Below are 16708 nucleotides of genomic sequence, written 5' to 3' on the forward strand. Positions count from 1 at the left end.
AAGTGATGCGGTTGCGCCGGGCTCTGGCGCGAGCTGAGCAGGAGCTCGAGATCCTTAAAAAAAGCCGAGGCGTACTTCGCGAGCGCACCGAAGCGCGGTGCGCCTGGATCCAAGCGCAGCAAGCGGACTATTCGGTGAGCGCCTTGTGCAGGGCATTGGGCGTTTCGTGAAGCGGCTTCCATGCCTGGCAGACACGCTCGCCCAGCGCCCGCCAGCAGGCCGATACGCGACTGGCGGCGGTGATGCAGGCCATGCACATGGAACATCGGCAGGCCTATGGCACACACCGCTTGTGGCGCGTGCTGGTCGCTCGTGGAGAAGATTGCGGACGGCATCGTGTCGCACGCCTGCGGCGCCGGCATGGCATCGTCACCCTGCGACGGCGGCGCTTCGTGCGCGCTCGTGCGCCATACCAGCGTATGCTTGCCGCCCCCAACCGCCTTGCCTGGCCGTTCACCAGCCCCGCTCCCGACCGGGTGTGGGTCGGCGATATCACCCACATCCCCACGCGCGAAGGTTGGTTGTACTTGGCCGCCGTGCTGGACGTGTGCAGCCGGCGCATCGTCGGATGGGCGATGGCCTCGCAGCAGCCCCGGGATCTGGCCGAACACGCTCTGGACATGGCCCTCGTGCAGCGTCGGCCGGCACATGACGTGGTCCTTCATCACGACCCCGGCAGCCAATACACGAGCGCCCGTTACCGGGCGAAAGTGGAGGCAGCGAGTATCGTGTTGAGCATGAGCCGACCCGGCATGTGTTACGACAATGCTATGGCGGAAAGCTTCTTCAGCACGCTCAAACTGGAACTCGTACCAGACAAGGCCTTCGCCTCACGCGAAGCTGCCCGCCTCTCTGTGTTCGATTACATCGAGACCTTCTACAACCGAACGCGCATGCACTCGGCTCTGGACTACCAATCGCCCGTTCAATACGAAGAGCGGTTCAATCACCTAGGGTATGTGCCCTAGGTCCACTGTCCGAAGAACCGGGGCCACTCCACCCCGACCCCGTTCTTTCTCCACCCCTGTTTTTCAGAGCCCCCCGGGCAGAGCCCCCCGGGACTCAGCAGCGGTCGGCGTCGACGACGCCTTGCGTTCTTGGTACGTTTCCGCCCGACGGCAGCACAGTGGATGCGTCGCCGATGTGCTGAACTAATCGCCAGCGCGGTTTTGAGACAAGCGGGCTAGCTCTCTATGGTGAGGAAAGTCACCAAGGGCCGTCTTCACCAGCGTGCTCCGGTGTATCCCCGCGCCGCCGCCGCCCTGACGCAACGATCGAAGCGCAGCGAACCAATTTGCGCGACCATTGCCATTCAGGCGGAGCTGGGAGACATCGCCTCCCGCACGCGCCCAGATATCCTGCTCGATGGGCCCGATTGGATACAGGTCCGTCAAAATGTCCTCCAACTGACGCCATTCTTCCCTGCGGTTATCGCCTAGAACGCCGAAAGCAGCGCTCTTGGCGCCTCCGCGATCCAGTGCGATAGGGAAGTTGTTCTCCAGATCGCTGGCTTTGAAGATTGGATGCTGGCGTCCTGGTGCAGCGCCACGGACCTTTTCGGCGATATGGCTGAAGACCTCGAAAATTCGAATCAGTCCGTCTCCTTCCGTAGCGGCATCGCCACGCAGGGCACCGAGGAGATGCTGCGTGAACAAGCTGTTGGATGCACCTGCCATCACGAGCGAAAACTCCGATGCGCGGGACGATGCGATGAGCACACGGCCGGATCCTTGCGCCAGCCGCACTAACGATTTCTCGCTGAAACCGAGATCAACCGATTTGGCGTCCCTGCTACCCTTGAAGCATCCTGCTCCACCGGAATGGCAAGCATCAATGAAGACGACAAGACGTTGGGCCTTGATGCGTGTAAGCGCGGCGGAAAACTCTGCTTCCAGTAAAACTGTCGCTGAAAGGTCGCTCGGATCGCAGTCTATCGGAACGAGCGCGCTCTCCCTATTGCTAGGATCACCGAGAAGAGCGCCGTGGCCAGAGAAGAAAATCACTACGGTATCATCGACGCCAGCCCGGCCGGCGAGCGCGTCGAGTTCATGGCGGAGCGCCTCCAACGTGGCTTGGCCATCGAGCAACATGATGACGTTGCGCGGATCGTAGCCACAATGGGCTTGCGAGGTAAGCACTGCTGTGATGTCGCGCGCGTCATTGGTGACCATGGCTGGCAACGGCGAAATATTCGGGTAGGCCGCTACCGCCACGACCAACGCGTGTGCTCGCGAAAACCCGGTGCACTTTTCGGAGTTTGCCGGACTATCCATACTCATAGACGATCTCTATCTAAAGGCCACTAGAAGAAGTAGCGGTCGTTCTCCAAATAACGAATCCTGTCATTAGCGGGATAGTCATCACTTATCTCTCTAAGCAGTCGTCGCAGGCGCGGCCGCTTGCCTCGCCGAACTTGGGAGACCGCGTCGCGCCACTGCGATTTCCCGTTTCCGTGTGTCTGCAACTCGGCAACCTGACCGCCAGCCCGACTCCAAAGCTCATTGTCATTGGGCCCAGCCGGGTAGAGATCGATTAACAGTTCCTGCAGCAGATGCCATTTTTCTTCGTTGGTAATGGGCGACAACCCTAGCAAGAAGGCGTCCCATATGCTGATCATGTCGCGGCAGATGCGCAGCGCCTGTTTCACGTCCTGCCGCCCGTTACGAACGAGTTGGACCAAGCTGTCAACGGCTTTGCGCCAGCGCCGATCAAGGACTAGGCGGCCTATCGCTTCCGCGTCGGCTGTTGCCAAAGAGCGCTGCATCGTAGACATGACATCCAACCATGCAATGAAACGTGCTTCATCATGATTGGGCAATACAGCCATTATCCGAATGGCCGTCCCAATACCGTTCGACGTCAAGGCACGTAGCTGCCGGTCCAAGCTCTCCCCGTCGAGAATGGCAGCTTCGAGGCATGGCTCGGGAGCGCAAGCCGAGCTGTCTGCCACCGCACGCTCAAGCCAGCCGGCCGCTGTTGTCTTGAGCAAATCGGTACGCACGGGCTCGTTAACGCTTTGCCAAACTTCGATGCGCCGAGGGTGATTGTTGAGATCGGCAACCGGCGTTTTGGCCAATGCCGCGATCAACTCCGCGTTGGCTTGTCCGCTATCAAGCAGCATCTCGATTACGGTACTGAACGACCGCTGTGGATCGGCTGGACCTTTCCATGCCTCGGCATTGATCGCCAGGGCACGTGCCCAAAGTTCCTGAGCAGGCTTGCTGGTGAAGTCGATATCCTTCAGGAGCTTCGGCTTGCGCGCAACCTCCTCGGCTGCAATCTGCACAACACGAGATTCGACCAGTTCCAGCGCAAGTGCGATCTTCTGGCTTGGCGTGGCCAGCCGCAGTGCGGCCTTGACACCCTCAAGGCACTTCGAGTCGGTGTCTACCTCCAATTGCTTTAGAACCGCATCGCGTGGCGCAAGGCTAGCTCCAACTGCAGCCCCGTGCAGACGCATCCAATCTTTCGACAAGCCGAGCACCCTTACCGTCTGAGCAGCATTGAGACTTATCTTTTCTGGAACTATCTCGGAAAGGCGCGCCTCCAGGTCGTGATCGCGGGGCAGACTCGCACCCAATTCTGCAAGCGTCGCTGGTCGCGCATGCGCCCATCGCCAAAATGCTGCCGAAAAGGATTCGGAATTTACGCTGACCGCAGTAGTGATGCCTCTAGTGATCGCCGAACGCCATGCTTCGACTGCAGCCACAGGAGAGAAAACATTGTCGAAGATCGACAGCATGTCCTCATCGTCACTCTCCAAGAAACTATTCTTAGCAGCCCAGTTTTCCAGTGCTGCCCACAGTGATCTCATGGCTGGAAAACCGGACCCGTTTAAATTTCTGAGTAGCAGTACGTCGCGAACGGAAGCATCGCCCAAGCGCGACAAGAGCCTCATGAGCACCTTAGTCTTACCCGCAGATCCTGCCGAAGGATCGGGTGAAAGTCGATCCACGAGACGAATAGTGCTTATGCACTCATCGAGTTTTGGCGTCGCATGCCCGGCGAGGTCGTACGCCTGGAGGAGGAGCGGAAAATCCGAAAATCTGTCAAGACACGCGCCTATTTCACGTGCAAAATTGAGCACTGGTTTGGGTTCGAATCCACCACTCAGAATTTTCGCCGCGCGCGACACCGTCGCCGGAACCTCGATCCCAATGACCCGATGGCCCGTCCAACGAATGGCCAAACTGGTTGGTGTGCAGACGAGCGCCGGTTTGGGCATTTCGACGAGGTCTTGTGGCGTGAAGCTAAGCCTAAAGGCGAAGCTGGCACGCAGTTCCGGCCAAAAGTGAAACCAAAGCGCAACCACCAGTTCCTCGAAACCTTGAGTTCCTATCCGAACGACTTGGCCGGCGCCTCGCTCCGCCAGCGCTGCGGCAGCAGGAAGTAGGTCAAATGCCTCCGGCAAGCCCCCCGTTGGTGCTGGAACCACGCAGGTTTCCAGATTCGCCGGCAGCTCTGGCGTGGCGATTAACAACGCGAGTAGCGGCCTCAAATCCGTCGTCTCGACTATCTCATCTAGCGGCACGATCAACGCATGAGACAGGACCATGCCAGCCCGTTTCGCTGTGGGATCTGCAAAGGTACGTGCAAGCACGTAGTGATCACCATGAGGGAAGCCGCTTAGAAAGGGCGACCAGTTCGCACCGGGCGGAGCGGTGTCGGGCAGGTCAAGACGCGCGGTCAACGCAGCTGAAATTCCTCCCCCATCACTGGCCAACCGAAGTCCGTGACCCCCGCGGACCTCGCCATAGATCGCCTGCTCGACATTCATATCGGACGCTGCCGCGACATTCAACAGCCGTTTGCGAGAAGGAGTTGAATCGGGAGAGTCAGATCCGTCTTGCGCGTGCCATCAGGCAAGACAACGTAGCCGAACTGCTCGGGACCACGCGCCGCATAGACAGCATCACGGCCATGGGGGCTGAGTGGGCGTTCCAGAGCAGAAAGCCCGAGAATGGAGGGCTTGGCCCAAGTGCTTGCCACGTAACTTGATAACATGGGCAGTCGTTGTGCCAACACTGTAGCCGGCAATTCGTCAGTATCCAGCTCATCCCAGCAGCTCAGGAGCACGCAGAACTTACTTTGCAACGGTTCGTGGCTCGTTGCGCCACTAATGTAGACGAGCATCTGCATCAACTCGATCAATCTGGCCTGATCCGAGACTTGAACCTCGCGGTTGTTGCCTTCGGCTCCTTTAAGCTCTCTTAGCGGACGCGACAGGATGTCGTCGCTAACGCGAGTTTGTTGGAGCCGTAAGAGAAGAAGCCATGCCGGCGCGGCGATGACGCGGTCGCGCCACGCCACCGGAACCCGCCGCGTGGCAGACATGGCTTTTATCTGCTCGCCGCCGTAGTCAGGCCACACAAGTTCTGCCGTACGCCCTCCCACATCAATGACCGGCCAGACGCTATCGACGTAAGTGGTGGTAGGTGTATGGTGCGCGGCCATCCCTTCATTCAGGCTATCCATCGCAGCCTCGAAAGGTTCTAGATTGGTAGCTGCGCCATTCATGCGCAACTGCCCATCACCTTTCATCAGACGCTTCAATAGCTGGGCGCCATAGTGTGTCTTTCCCACCCCCGACTCACCGACCAGCAGTATCGAAGTGTCGCTCACGCTCATTATTTTCTCGCACCGAACAAGAATAGCGGGTCTGAATTCGTAGCTCTCACTGGCGGCAAGCTGATACGTCCGCGTCGAACGCTCAGCGTCCAATCGAGCAGCTCAATAAGTCCTTGGCCCGTGCCGGTAGTTTTGTCTTCTCCAGCCAGTATACTGACAGAGAACTCGACCGCATCTGGCATCAAGCCAAGTACGGTGCCGCGGATTGACGCTTCCATTTCCGGCGAAATAGCAACATCCGACTTCGTCCAAACGAGCGCTAATGGACGGGCGCCACGTTCGGCAGCTATACGCTGGGCAAGAAGTTGAAGAGATCCACGAGCAGAACCCATGTTGGTGCCGGAAAGAGACTCGCGATCAGCGATCAGTAAAAGAGCATCCGCGTGTTCGGAAATCCAGCGAGCGCCTTCTCCGTCGGGGGCATCACGGTTTACCGCCCACTTCTGAAACCACTCTCCTGGAGCATCGGTGAACAGATAGTCCCTCTTGTGGACGGCAGTGCTTCGGAAAGCAAGGTGGAGCAAACCCGGCGCGCGCCCGCCACGACTCGTTGTATGCGGCGGGAACCCAGGCTGTTGTCCCGGCGCCCATCGAAGCGCACTCGCCACAGCTTCCCAACCCGCGAGCGAGTAAGACCCTGCGAAAGAGCGTTCGCCGGCTGTAGCGTGACCCTGGCCGATCAGCAGATACCAAGCTGCGAGTAATGTCGACTTGCCAGCGTTCTGAGGCCCGGCGATGCCGACGACCAGCGGCTTCGCGCGTCCGGCCACGAATCCGACGTCAACTAATCCAAGAGCACTACCGGACCAGGGGAAAAGAAGCTCATTCGTCACGCCCTCGTCGGGTATAGACTCCACCTCGTCTCGGCCTTTCCAAGATGGACAGGCGGCGCGATTCAGATGCCCCAGGTCACAGCTGCTTTCGGGCGCAAAGCAGGTCTGTCGTGAGCAGGCGTTCATGAGGTTCTACGCGCCCGCTTCTTCGGCCTAGGCCCTTCCTGAGCGGCCCGCGCAGCTTGCAGCTCCCTAAAGAGCCAGATCGCCCATTCGGCGATGGTTAGCGACGTCGCAGCTGGTATACCGACATGGTCACGAAACGACTGGCCATCAGGTAAAGGCCTGTTGGCCTGATGACCAAGGAATCCGATGAGGAGACTACGGCCTGCGGGCTCGGGCACCAGTTCCGCCGCAACGTGGCGCAAGGCAACTAGGTCGCTAGAACTCGACGCTTCACTCAAAAGATCGCGCAAGGTTCGCTTCTCTGGGGCGGCTAGCGGTGGCAAGCTCAAGACCGCCTCGTGGAGAAAGGCTATAACACTGGCAGGCGAGAACGTTGGAACCTGCCGATGAAGATCGAATGCCATCAATGCCGCCGCAGTATAGGTCGGCATAGTGCGATAGCTGGCTCTGGCACTCGGCGAGTAGAGCGCCTCTTTCCACCAAATCAGATTTGTCCGTCGCTGAAGGCCTGCGGTTGCGGCACTGACGGACTGTAGCGTGTTGTCCACATGCTCGGAAACGGCTTTGGCTAATTCGCTGAGTGGACGGGACAAGTCGATAGGACTGGTCTTGAGCCCTTCTGCAATTTCATTGAAGGCTCCTGCCAGAAGCCCAGTGAGCTTGGGTGCAAACTGGAGGGCCCAGTTCTGCCCGTTGTTCGGCCAGTATTGATTTCCATCCGTGGCTTCTCCAGCAGCATTGGCCGGACCAACGGCCGCGTCGACAAGCTTAGTTAGAGTCCTCTTGTTGATACTCGGCGCAGTCGTCGCAACCTCGATTTCCTCTGAGGCCGAGAACGTCATGGCCGTGACGCTGATCGACGCAGGCGTGGCCCATTCGGCCTCGGCTCGGGCCTCAACACTCTGTTCGACCTCATCAATCACGTCGGTCCAGATCGCACGCTCGTTTTCGGCTTCCATGAAGGGGAGCGTATTGCGGGCACAGGTTGTGAAAGCGAGGCCAACCTTGTCATTGTCATTCGCTGCTTGGACGAGAGCGTCCAATAGGATTGCCCGGATCACTTCGATGGGCGTGCTGGAAAAGGTATTGACGTAGGTCGCCCAGCGCCTCTGAAGGGCATCAACGACCTCCCTGATGACCGGGTCGTTGGCCGGAGCTTCGGGGTCAAAGGCAATTAGCGCGAAAGGCGCGGCCTTGGAAGGGTTCTTTTTCAGGGCGACCGCGAGATCGGCCGCAGTTTCTCTAAGCCTCTTGAGCTTGGCATCGTCGCCGCCTACATTGATGAGGCCCGCGCTTAAAAAGCGGATCAGGATATCTGTAGTCACTTAACCCCCCTGAGATTCTTCAGAACGCAATATTAATGTCGCTAGCACCCTCCGGATTTAGCCTCACTTACTGAGTCCATTCATCCGCACTTCGAGTACCCACAATTCAAACAAGTCGCACACCCATCCATCAGCACCACGGCCTTGGTGCTGCACTTGTGGCACATGGTGGCGGACGGCGGGAACGAGGCGCCCTCGCCGGTGATGGCGATGTCTTCGGGGTGATCATCGGCGGAGGCGTCGGGGTCGGGGCGGAGAGCGCCCTCACCCCGGCCCTCTCCCGCTGTCGCAGGAGAGGGAGCAGAGCTACCGCCTACGTCAGAGTTTTTTTTTGAGCGCGCTTCGAACTGCTTGCGCTTCTCGGCGATGAGGGCGCGGGTGGTGTCGCTCATCTCGGGGTCGTGCATCATGCCGATGGACTTGAGGTGGTCCTCGACGATGTTGCCGAGTTCGGCGACCAGCGAGGGCATGTACACGCCGCCGGCCTTGAAGTAGCCGCCCTTGGGGTCGAACACGGCCTTCATCTCGTCGACGATGAAGGTGACGTCGCCGCCCTTGCGGAACACGGCCGAGAGGATGCGGGTGAGCGCGACGATCCACTGGAAGTGCTCCATCGACTTGGAGTTGATGAAGATCTCGAAGGGGCGGCGCTGTTCGTGCTCGGTGCCGGCGTTGAGCACGATGTCGTTGATGGTCACGTACATGGCGTGTTCCACCAGCGGCGACTTGATCTTGTAGGTGCTGCCGATCAGCACTTCCGGGCGCTCGATGCGCTCGTGCATCTGGATGACGTCGGCCCTGGGCAGTTCGGCCTCGGCGGTCTCGCGCTCGACGGCGGTGGCGGGCACCTCGCGGGTCTTGTCCTCGGGGGTGACGACGGCGTAGCCCTTGATTTTCTTTTCGATCCTGACGGCCATTGCTGATCTCTTGCGTTGCTTGTGGTGCGGTGGGTGGGTGTGGCGGGTGGGGGTTTGGGGTGTTGCGGGTTGCCCTCACCCCAACCCCTCTCCCGTGAACGGGAGAGGGGCTTATGCGGCGCTACCGTTTGGATGCCGGCTTGCGGGTGGTCTTGGTGGCGGCCTTGCGCGGGGCGGCGGGTTTCGCTGCCTTGCGGGGGGCGGCTTTCTTTGCGGTCTTGCTTGGTGCGGCGGTCTTCTTGGCAGCCTTGCTGGCGGTCTTGGCGGCGGTCTTGGCGGCCGGGGCCTTGCGTGTGGCCGGCTTGGCGGGCTTGCTGGCGGTCGCTTTCTTCGCCGCGGCCTTCTTTGCCGGGGCTTTTTTGGCGGTGACCTGCTTGCTGGTGCTCGTCTTGGCCGCCTTGGCGGTGGCCTTTTTGCCGGCGCCCTTCTTCTTCAGCGCGGCCACTTCGGCCGCGGCGCTGGCCCTGGCGGCGGCGAGCGACTTCTTCGCCTTGCCGACGCGCTTGCCGACGGCCTTGCCGGCCTCGTCGGCGCGCTTGCTCACCGTCTTGCGCGCCTTGGTGGCGGTCTTCTTCGCCTCGGCCATCGCCTTGCGGGCGCGCTGGGCGACATTGTTGCCGACGGCCTGCGCCTTGTCGGCGACAGCCCCGGCCGCGCCGGCGATCGTCGCCGCCACTCCATTCCCGTTGCTCATCGGTGTTTCCTCGTCATGGTCCGGGCACCTTTGCCCGTGGAGCGGAATGTAGCGCGAAGTTTGGGTGGTGTATGCAAGTGGGGCGACGCGGGTGATGGGGCTGTGCGGGTTGCCCTCACCCCAACCCCCGCTCCGCGCCCCGGCCCTCGCCTCCGGCTCGGGCGTTCGCGGATGCGCGAACCCGTGGTTCGCAAGCCGCATCCGCTCACCCCGCAAACGGGAGAGGGGCTAAGGCGGTTAGAACTTGCCGTAGTAGCCTTCCTTGAGGGCGTCGAAGAGGTTGGCGGCGCTGTGCACCTCGCCGTCGTATTCGATCTGCTCGTTGCCCTTCACCTCCACCACTTCGCCGTCCTCGAGTTCGAAGCGGTAGGTGGTGTTCTCCAGGTCCTTCTCCTTGACCAGCACGCCCTGGAAGGCGGCCGGGTTGAAGCGGAAGGTGGTGCAGCCCTTCAGGCCCTGGTGGTAGGCGTAGGTGTAGATGCTCTTGAAGTCCTCGTACGGGTAGTCCGTGGGCACGTTGGCGGTCTTGGAGATGGAACTGTCCACCCATTTCTGCGCGGCGGCCTGCACGTCGACGTGTTCCTTGGGGCTGATGTCGTCGGCGGAGACGAAGTAGTCGGGCAGCTGCGCGTCGGGGGCGTCGGAGAACGGCATCGCCTTGGCGTTGACCAGGTGGCGGTAGGCCAGCAGCTCGAAGGAGAACACGTCCACCTTCTCCTTGCTCTTCTTGCCCTCGCGGATCACGTTGCGGCTGTAGTGATGGGCGAACGAGGGCTCGATGCCGTTGCTGGCGTTGTTGGCCAGCGACAGGCTGATGGTGCCGGTGGGGGCGATCGAGCTGTGGTGGGTGAAGCGGGCGCCGGTGTCGGCCAGGGCGTCCACCAGCTCGGGGGCCACGGTGGCCACCTGCTGCATGTAGCGCGAGTACTTGGCGTGCAGCACCTTGCCGGGGATCTCCTGGCCGATCTTCCAGCCGTCGGCGGCCATCTCCGGGCGCTTGCGCAGCATCTCGGCGGTGACGGTGAAGCGTTCCTCCATGATCGGCGCCGGGCCCTTCTCCTGCGCCAGCGACAGGCCCATCTCCCAGCCGGCCACGGCCATCTCGCGGGCCACGCGCTCGGTGAATTTGCAGCTCTCCTTGGAGCCGTACTTCATCCCCAGCATGGTGCCGGTGGAGCCCAGCCCCAGGAAGCCCATGCCGTGGCGGCGCTTGCGCATGATCTCGTCGCGCTGCTGCTGCAGGGGCAAGCCGTTGATCTCGACCACGTTGTCGAGCATGCGGGTGAACACGCGCACGACTTCCTTGTATTCCTCCCAGTCGAACGCGGCCTGGTCGGTGAAGGGGTTGCGCACGAACTTGGTGAGGTTGACCGAGCCGAGCAGGCAGGCGCCGTAGGGCGGCAATGGCTGCTCGCCGCACGGGTTGGTCGCGCGGATGTTCTCGCACCACCAGTTGTTGTTCATCTCGTTGACGCGGTCGATCAGGATGAAGCCCGGCTCGGCGTAGTCGTACGTCGAGACCATGATCATGTCCCACAGGTGGTGGGCGCGGATCTTGCCGTAGACGCGACAGGCGACCAGGCCGTCGTCGCGGGTCACGTAACCGGCGTGCTGCGGCCACTCCTTCCAGATCACCTGCTCGGGGTCGGCCAGGTCGACGTCGCCGGCTTCCTTCTCGTTGATCGGGAACACCAGCGGCCAGTCGGTGTCGTTCTCCACCGCCTCCATGAAGCCGTCGGTGATCAGCAGCGACAGGTTGAACTGGCGCAGGCGGCCGTCCTCGCGCTTGGCGCGGATGAAGTCCTTGGCGTCGGGGTGGCTGATGTCGAAGGTGCCCATCTGCGCGCCGCGGCGGCCGCCGGCCGAGGACACGGTGAAACACATCTTGTCGTAGATATCCATGAACGACATCGGCCCGGAGGTGTAGGCGCCGGCGCCGGCGACGAACGCGCCCTTGGGCCGCAGGGTGCTGAACTCGTAGCCGATGCCGCAGTTGTGGATCACCAGCAGGCCGGCGTTGCCGGCGAGATAGTTGTTGTGCTTCTCGACGGTGAAGTCGAAGAACGTCTCCGGCAGGTCGAGCGCGCGCTCGATCGCCTCGACCGGGCGCAGGGTGCGAGCGAACGCGATCGGCGCGGCCAGCTGCGGGAAGCGCTGCGCCCAGCGGTCGAGCCAGATGCGGCTGACCGCGGGCTTGCGGTGATAGCCGTGATAGAAGCCCAGTTGCTGGCGCTCCTGGTGGCCCAGCCCGGACGCCAGCGCGTCCAGCGCATCGCGCAGCTCGGCCGGCACGGCGTAGTGGTCGTACTGCCCCGACTTGCAGGCGTGCGCGGCGATGCGGCCGCGCTTGCCGCTGTCAGCCATGTAGCGCGCCACCTCGGCCAGGAACGCCGAATCGGAAATCTTCAGCATCGCGCCGCCGGCATCGCGCACTTCGTGGCCGCGATAGTCGTGGTTGCGCGGCTTGCGCACGGTCAGTGCGCCGTGGACGCCGAACAGGCCCAGCAGCGCCTTGAGCTGGCCGGCGAAGGCGTGGTTGGCGGTGGCGATGGTGACGCTGCCGCGCTCGCGCGAGACGGTGCCGTCGGTGTCGATCAGGCCCGCCAGGAACGGCAGGAAATGCCGCTCGGGGTGCTGCGCGATCCAGGCCGGCACGTGCAGGTGCGCGGTCTTGGCGCCGATCTGGTCGTCGATCAGCTCGGCGGCCCGCGAGGCGGCGAAGCTGGACACGGTGAAGTCCCAGACCGGGGTGCCGTTCGGCGTGGTCGTGCCGACCACCTGGGCGCGGGCGTTGCAGAACCCGGCGAAGAAGGCGGCATAGCGCTCGACCACCTCGCGCTCGGCGGCACGGATCTTGAACACCAGGCGCTGGCCCAGCGCCTGCGCCTTCCGCTGCCAGGCCTGGCGGGTGGGACGGTACTGGTGCCGCTTCGGGTAGGCGCAGCCGTCGCCCAGGTGCGCGCCGGCGAACCAGGCGTCGCGCTTGCCGTCGTCGTCGGCGGTCCACGGGAAGCTGTGCTGCACCAGGGCATCGTCGCTGCGCACCTCGTCGGCGCGCACGTAGCGCAGGCCGCCGTCGCGGTACACCAGCACCGGGTGGCGCACCGAGGTGGTCAGCTCGACGCCGTTGGCGCGGATGCGCAGGTTGTCCTCGCGCGCGACGTGCGTGGTCAGGTGCCGCTGGATGGTGCGCATCTCGAAGCGGCGCGCGTCGCGGTCGTAGCACAGGATCTGCGCGTGGCGGCCGGCGACGGCTTCGTCGGCGGTCACCAGGCCCTGGTCGGTGTAGACCCAGGTGCCCGGCGCCACGCACCCGGCCTTCAGCGTCAGCCCAGCCTCGTGCACCTTCTCCAGGATGCCGTCCATTGAGTCGCCGATGGTGCCGGAGACGGTGCAGTTGATGGTGCTGGTGGCCGGCTTGTGCTCGAGCGCGCCGGCATTGGAGGTGATGCGGCCGGCGGGGATCGCACCGCGGCGCAACGCCCACAGGAAGCGCTCGTACCAGTACTGGCGCTTCTCGGCGTTGGGCTCGGCATCGGCCAGGGCGTGGGCGACGCGCTGGTAGGTGCCGTCGATATCGGCGTCCACCGGGTCGCCCTGCTTGGTCTTGAGGCGGTATTTCTTGTCCCAGATGTCCATCGATGCCGGCTGCATCGGGATCTCGAGCGCCTTGTCGTGTTTCACCGCCTCCAGGCGTACCGTGCTCATGACTGCTGCTATCTCCTTGGTTCCGGTGCGGGTCGTGCCCGCCTATTATTGTTGTCGGTGCCGCCACGCGTGGTGAGCGCCGACGGCGAAGCCGCGACGGTGTGGCTCACGCGCCGCGGCGTTCCTGGCTTTTCGTGCTGCCGTTCACATCCTTGCGCATCAGGGACGAACCCTGCGGCGATTGGAGTTTTCCGAGCGAATCCCCATAACTTGGGCTATATCCACCCCGACGACCCCAAGATGTAGTGGCGAGCGGGATTCAAGCTACGCCCGGTGTCGACGGAAGTCAACACTCCGTTGGGCCGGATCGCACCTCGGCGATTCCGCTGCCGTTGCGCCCTGCGCAGGCACGATGCAGGGGTTCGGGGACACGTTGCGCGGCCGCCTTGATCGGGTCCGGCGACCGCCGCATTTCACGTTTCTGCCACCGCATCTACGGGATAAACAGACTTTCATGCGCCCATTGCCCACACTCCTCGCCCTCGTCGCCGCTGCCGCGTTCGGCGGCCTTGCCGCGGTCGCGATCCAAGACGCCGTGCAGCGCCCGGCGCTGGCGCAGCCGGTGCCTGCCACGGCCTCCGTCGAGGCGCCGGCCCTGGCCTCCTCCAGCGAGGTCCCGACCGGAGTCGCCGGCAGCGCGGCGCTGCCGGTGGCGGTCGAGGGCCAGCCGGTGCCGTCACTAGCGCCGATGCTGCAGCGGGTCACGCCGGCGGTGGTCAGCGTGCAGACCAAGCAGCGGGTGCGGGTGAGCCCGTTCGGCAACGATCCGTTCTTCCGCCGCATGTTTCCGGAGCTGAGCCAGGAGCGGATCGCGCAGTCGCTGGGCTCGGGGGTGATCGTGGACGCGCGCAACGGCTACGTGCTGACCAACCACCACGTGATCGAGGGCGCCGACGAGGTTTCGGTCACCCTGGCCGACGGCCGCACCCTGGAGGCCGAGTTCATGGGCTCGGACGCCGAGACCGACGTGGCGCTGATGCGGGTGCCGGCCGAGGACCTGACCGAGGTGCCGCTGGCCGACAGCGGCACGCTGAACGTCGGCGATTTCGTGGTCGCGGTGGGCAATCCGTTCGGCGTCGGCCAGACGGTGACCTCGGGCATCGTCTCGGCGGTGGGGCGCAGCAACATCCCCGGCGTCGGCTTCCAGAACTTCATCCAGACCGACGCCAGCATCAACCCGGGCAACTCCGGCGGCGCCCTGGTCAACCTGCGCGGCGAGCTGGTCGGCATCAACACCGCCAGCTTCAACCCGCGCGGCAGCGAGGCCGGCAACATCGGCCTGGGCTTCGCCATTCCCTCCAACCTGGCCGGCAGCGTGATGCGCCAGCTGGTGACCACCGGCGAGGTGCGCCGCGGCACCCTGGGCCTGGACACGCAGACGGTCGATGCGCGCCTTGCCGAGGGCCTGGGGCTGCCGGCGGCGCGCGGCGCGGTGGTGACCCGGGTGCACGCCGGCTCGGCCGGCGCCGAGGCGGGCATCCAGACCGGCGACGTGATCGTGGCCGCCAACGGCCAGCGCGTGGACAACAGCGAGACCCTGCGCAACATCCAGGGCCTGCAGGCGATCGATACGCCGATCACCCTGGAGCTGCTGCGCGACGGCAAGCCGCTCAAGGTCAGCGCGCGGCTGCGCGAGATCCCGCGCGACGGCGCCAGCTACGATGCGCGCCTGGCCGGCGCCGTCCTGGCCGACCTGCCCGAGGCGCTGCGCCGCCAGAGCGACCGCATCAGCGGCGTGCTGGTGGAGGATGTGGAGCCGGGCAGCCGCGCCGCGCGCAACGGCCTGCGCGCCGGCGATGCGATCCTGGCCACCACCGGCGGCCAGTTCCACGACCTGGCGGGATTCCGCGCGGCGCTGGCCGATGCCCCGGACGACCTGGTGCTGCTGGTGCAGCGCGGCCGCGGCCGCTACCAGGTCCCGCTCAAATGACATAGCACGTCCCTTCCGTTCCTCCCACCGACCCACAGGAGACACCACGATGAGCCCGACCTCCAGCGACAACGTGAAGCAGAACCTCGGCGATGCCGGCAGCCGTCTCAAGCAGGCCGCGCACGACGCCGGCGACGCCATCAAGGGCGCGGCGCACGTGGCCGGCGACGAGCTCAAGCTCGGCCGGGCGAACGTGAAGGCCGACCTGGCCGACAGCGCACTGTCCGGCCTGTCCGCACTGGAAGGCCTGGGCGACGCCGGTCGCGAGCAGATGGACCAGGTGCTCGACAAGGGCCGCGACCTGGTCGACAGCGCCGCCGACCTGATCCGCGAGCGGCCGCTGGCCTCGTTCGGCGTCGCCTTCGCCGCCGGCTGGATCATCGCCAAGCTCGCCCGCAGCGGCGACCGGTAAGCTGGCGGTCCGCACGGCACGGGACAGGCAGTGAACGAGGACCTCCGCAACGGACCGGGCGACGGCACCGGGACGGGCGACGACGGCGCCGGCGACGACGCCGGCAAGGCGCCGCACCTGGACGAAAGCGTTCGCCGCATCGGCAAGGCGGGGCGCGCCACGCTCAGCTCCGGCGTCGATGTCGGGCGCGCGTTGCGCAAGCTGGTGTCGGCGGACCTGGCGCTGTCGCGCAGCGCGCTCGGCCGCGCGTTGGCGTGGTGCGCGGTGGCGATCATCTTCGGCGCCTCGGCCTGGCTGCTGCTGATGGGCGCGACCATCGCGGTGCTGCAGGCGCTGGGGCTGTCGTGGTTGGCGTCGATCGCGATCACCGCGGCGATCAGCCTGGCGGTCACGGGATTCGCCGGATGGCGGGTGGCGGCGTTCTTCGACCTGGCCGGCCTGCACGCCACGCGCAGGCAGCTGGCGCGGCTGGGGCTGTTCAACGAGGACGACGACGACGAGGACGACGCCCCGTCCGGCACCCGCACCCCGGCACAGAAGCGGGCGGACGCGGCATGAACTTCGAAGGCCTCAAACGCCGCGTCGAGCGCAGCGAACAACTGGTCGAGGGGCGCCTGGAGCAGACCCGCAGCGACTACGACGACCTGCGCGGGCAGTGGCGCGAGGCGTGGACGCCGACCCGGATCCTGGTGGCCGGCGTGGTCAGCGGTTTCGTCGCCGGCAATTCGCAGCCGAAACGGGCGCTGCGACGGCTCGGCAAGCTCGGAAAGGTCGTGGGCGATCCGCGCTGGCTGCGGCTGATCAGCTCGGTGACCGGGTTGCTGGGCTCGATCCAGGCGATGGTCGCCGCGGCCACCGCCCGCAAGGCCGCGGACACCGCGGATGCCGCCGCCGAGGAGGCCGCGGACGTGGCCGAGGACGCCGGCGCGAAAGGGACCGCGCCGCCGCCCGGCGGCAGTGGCGGCAGTGGCGCGCAGGCAGATGCGGATGCTCCGGCCGCCAGCGCCGAACCCGAAGCGGTGCCACCGTCCGATCGCCGCAAGCCGGACCAGCGCTGGGACACGCAACCCTCGCCCGCGGAAGCGGCCACCGAAATATCCGAGCGCTGAACGTGACGACCGGGCCGGCGCATGCA

At 64.4% G+C, this 16708-nt stretch carries 12 protein-coding genes and 1 pseudogene; 5 read left to right on the top strand and 8 right to left on the bottom strand.

The window, feature by feature from the left end; all coding sequences use genetic code 11:
* Positions 1–182 precede the first annotated feature (182 nt).
* Positions 183–968 (top strand): annotated as a pseudogene (locus tag FXO19_RS06210) (IS3 family transposase); the annotation flags it as partial.
* Between the two features lie 183 nt (positions 969–1151).
* Here FXO19_RS06210 and FXO19_RS06215 read toward each other — a convergent pair.
* The 8 genes from FXO19_RS06215 to FXO19_RS06250 all read right to left on the bottom strand — a co-directional run bounded on the left by FXO19_RS06215 (position 1152) and on the right by FXO19_RS06250 (position 13231).
* Positions 1152–2279: a caspase family protein gene (locus tag FXO19_RS06215; protein WP_223115439.1), complete on the bottom strand. Its 1128-nt coding sequence runs from the start codon at positions 2277–2279 to the stop codon at positions 1152–1154.
* 23 nt (positions 2280–2302) lie between these two features.
* Positions 2303–4777 carry a GAP1-N1 domain-containing protein gene (locus tag FXO19_RS06220; RefSeq protein ID WP_149194220.1) on the bottom strand — a complete coding sequence of 825 codons (2475 nt, stop codon included), beginning with the start codon at positions 4775–4777 and terminating at the stop codon, positions 2303–2305.
* A 20-nt stretch (positions 4778–4797) separates the two neighbouring features.
* A complete protein-coding gene (locus FXO19_RS06225; protein ID WP_149194221.1) occupies positions 4798–5628 on the bottom strand; it encodes a TRAFAC clade GTPase domain-containing protein in 831 nt (276 codons plus the stop codon).
* Positions 5628–6587, bottom strand: coding sequence for a TRAFAC clade GTPase domain-containing protein (locus tag FXO19_RS06230; protein ID WP_149194222.1), 960 nt, complete (start codon positions 6585–6587; stop codon positions 5628–5630). The genes FXO19_RS06225 and FXO19_RS06230 overlap by 1 nt, the downstream gene beginning before the upstream one ends.
* Positions 6584–7912 (bottom strand): GTPase-associated system all-helical protein GASH, encoded by a 1329-nt coding sequence (locus FXO19_RS06235; RefSeq protein WP_149194223.1) that lies wholly within the window; start codon positions 7910–7912, stop codon positions 6584–6586. The genes FXO19_RS06230 and FXO19_RS06235 overlap by 4 nt, the downstream gene beginning before the upstream one ends.
* Positions 7913–7992: 80 nt before the next feature.
* The gene (locus tag FXO19_RS06240) at positions 7993–8829 is read right to left on the bottom strand and encodes a TSCPD domain-containing protein (protein ID WP_149194224.1); all 837 of its coding nucleotides are present in this window, start codon (positions 8827–8829) and stop codon (positions 7993–7995) included.
* A 121-nt stretch (positions 8830–8950) separates the two neighbouring features.
* Positions 8951–9505 (bottom strand): hypothetical protein, encoded by a 555-nt coding sequence (locus FXO19_RS06245; RefSeq protein WP_255516324.1) that lies wholly within the window; start codon positions 9503–9505, stop codon positions 8951–8953.
* Positions 9506–9760: 255 nt separating this feature from the next.
* A complete protein-coding gene (locus FXO19_RS06250; RefSeq protein ID WP_187775655.1) occupies positions 9761–13231 on the bottom strand; it encodes an adenosylcobalamin-dependent ribonucleoside-diphosphate reductase in 3471 nt (1156 codons plus the stop codon).
* Between the two features lie 454 nt (positions 13232–13685).
* Between FXO19_RS06250 and FXO19_RS06255 the strand changes: the two genes are divergently transcribed.
* Genes FXO19_RS06255 through FXO19_RS06270 form a run of 4 tightly spaced genes read left to right on the top strand, consistent with a single transcriptional unit; the run spans position 13686 to position 16682 of the window.
* A complete protein-coding gene (locus FXO19_RS06255; RefSeq protein WP_149194225.1) occupies positions 13686–15161 on the top strand; it encodes a Do family serine endopeptidase in 1476 nt (491 codons plus the stop codon).
* A gap of 49 nt (positions 15162–15210) precedes the next feature.
* Positions 15211–15573 (top strand): ElaB/YgaM/YqjD family protein, encoded by a 363-nt coding sequence (locus tag FXO19_RS06260; protein ID WP_149194226.1) that lies wholly within the window; start codon positions 15211–15213, stop codon positions 15571–15573.
* Between the two features lie 30 nt (positions 15574–15603).
* Positions 15604–16131, top strand: coding sequence for a phage holin family protein (locus tag FXO19_RS06265; protein ID WP_149194227.1), 528 nt, complete (start codon positions 15604–15606; stop codon positions 16129–16131).
* Entirely contained in the window at positions 16128–16682 is a 555-nt protein-coding gene (locus FXO19_RS06270; RefSeq protein WP_149194228.1) for a protein sip-5, read from the top strand. Before FXO19_RS06265 ends, FXO19_RS06270 begins: the two co-directional genes overlap by 4 nt.
* Positions 16683–16708 lie beyond the last annotated feature (26 nt).

This window comes from Luteimonas suaedae (genome assembly GCF_008312895.1).
In the GTDB taxonomy this organism is placed as follows: Bacteria; Pseudomonadota; Gammaproteobacteria; order Xanthomonadales; family Xanthomonadaceae; genus Luteimonas; species Luteimonas suaedae.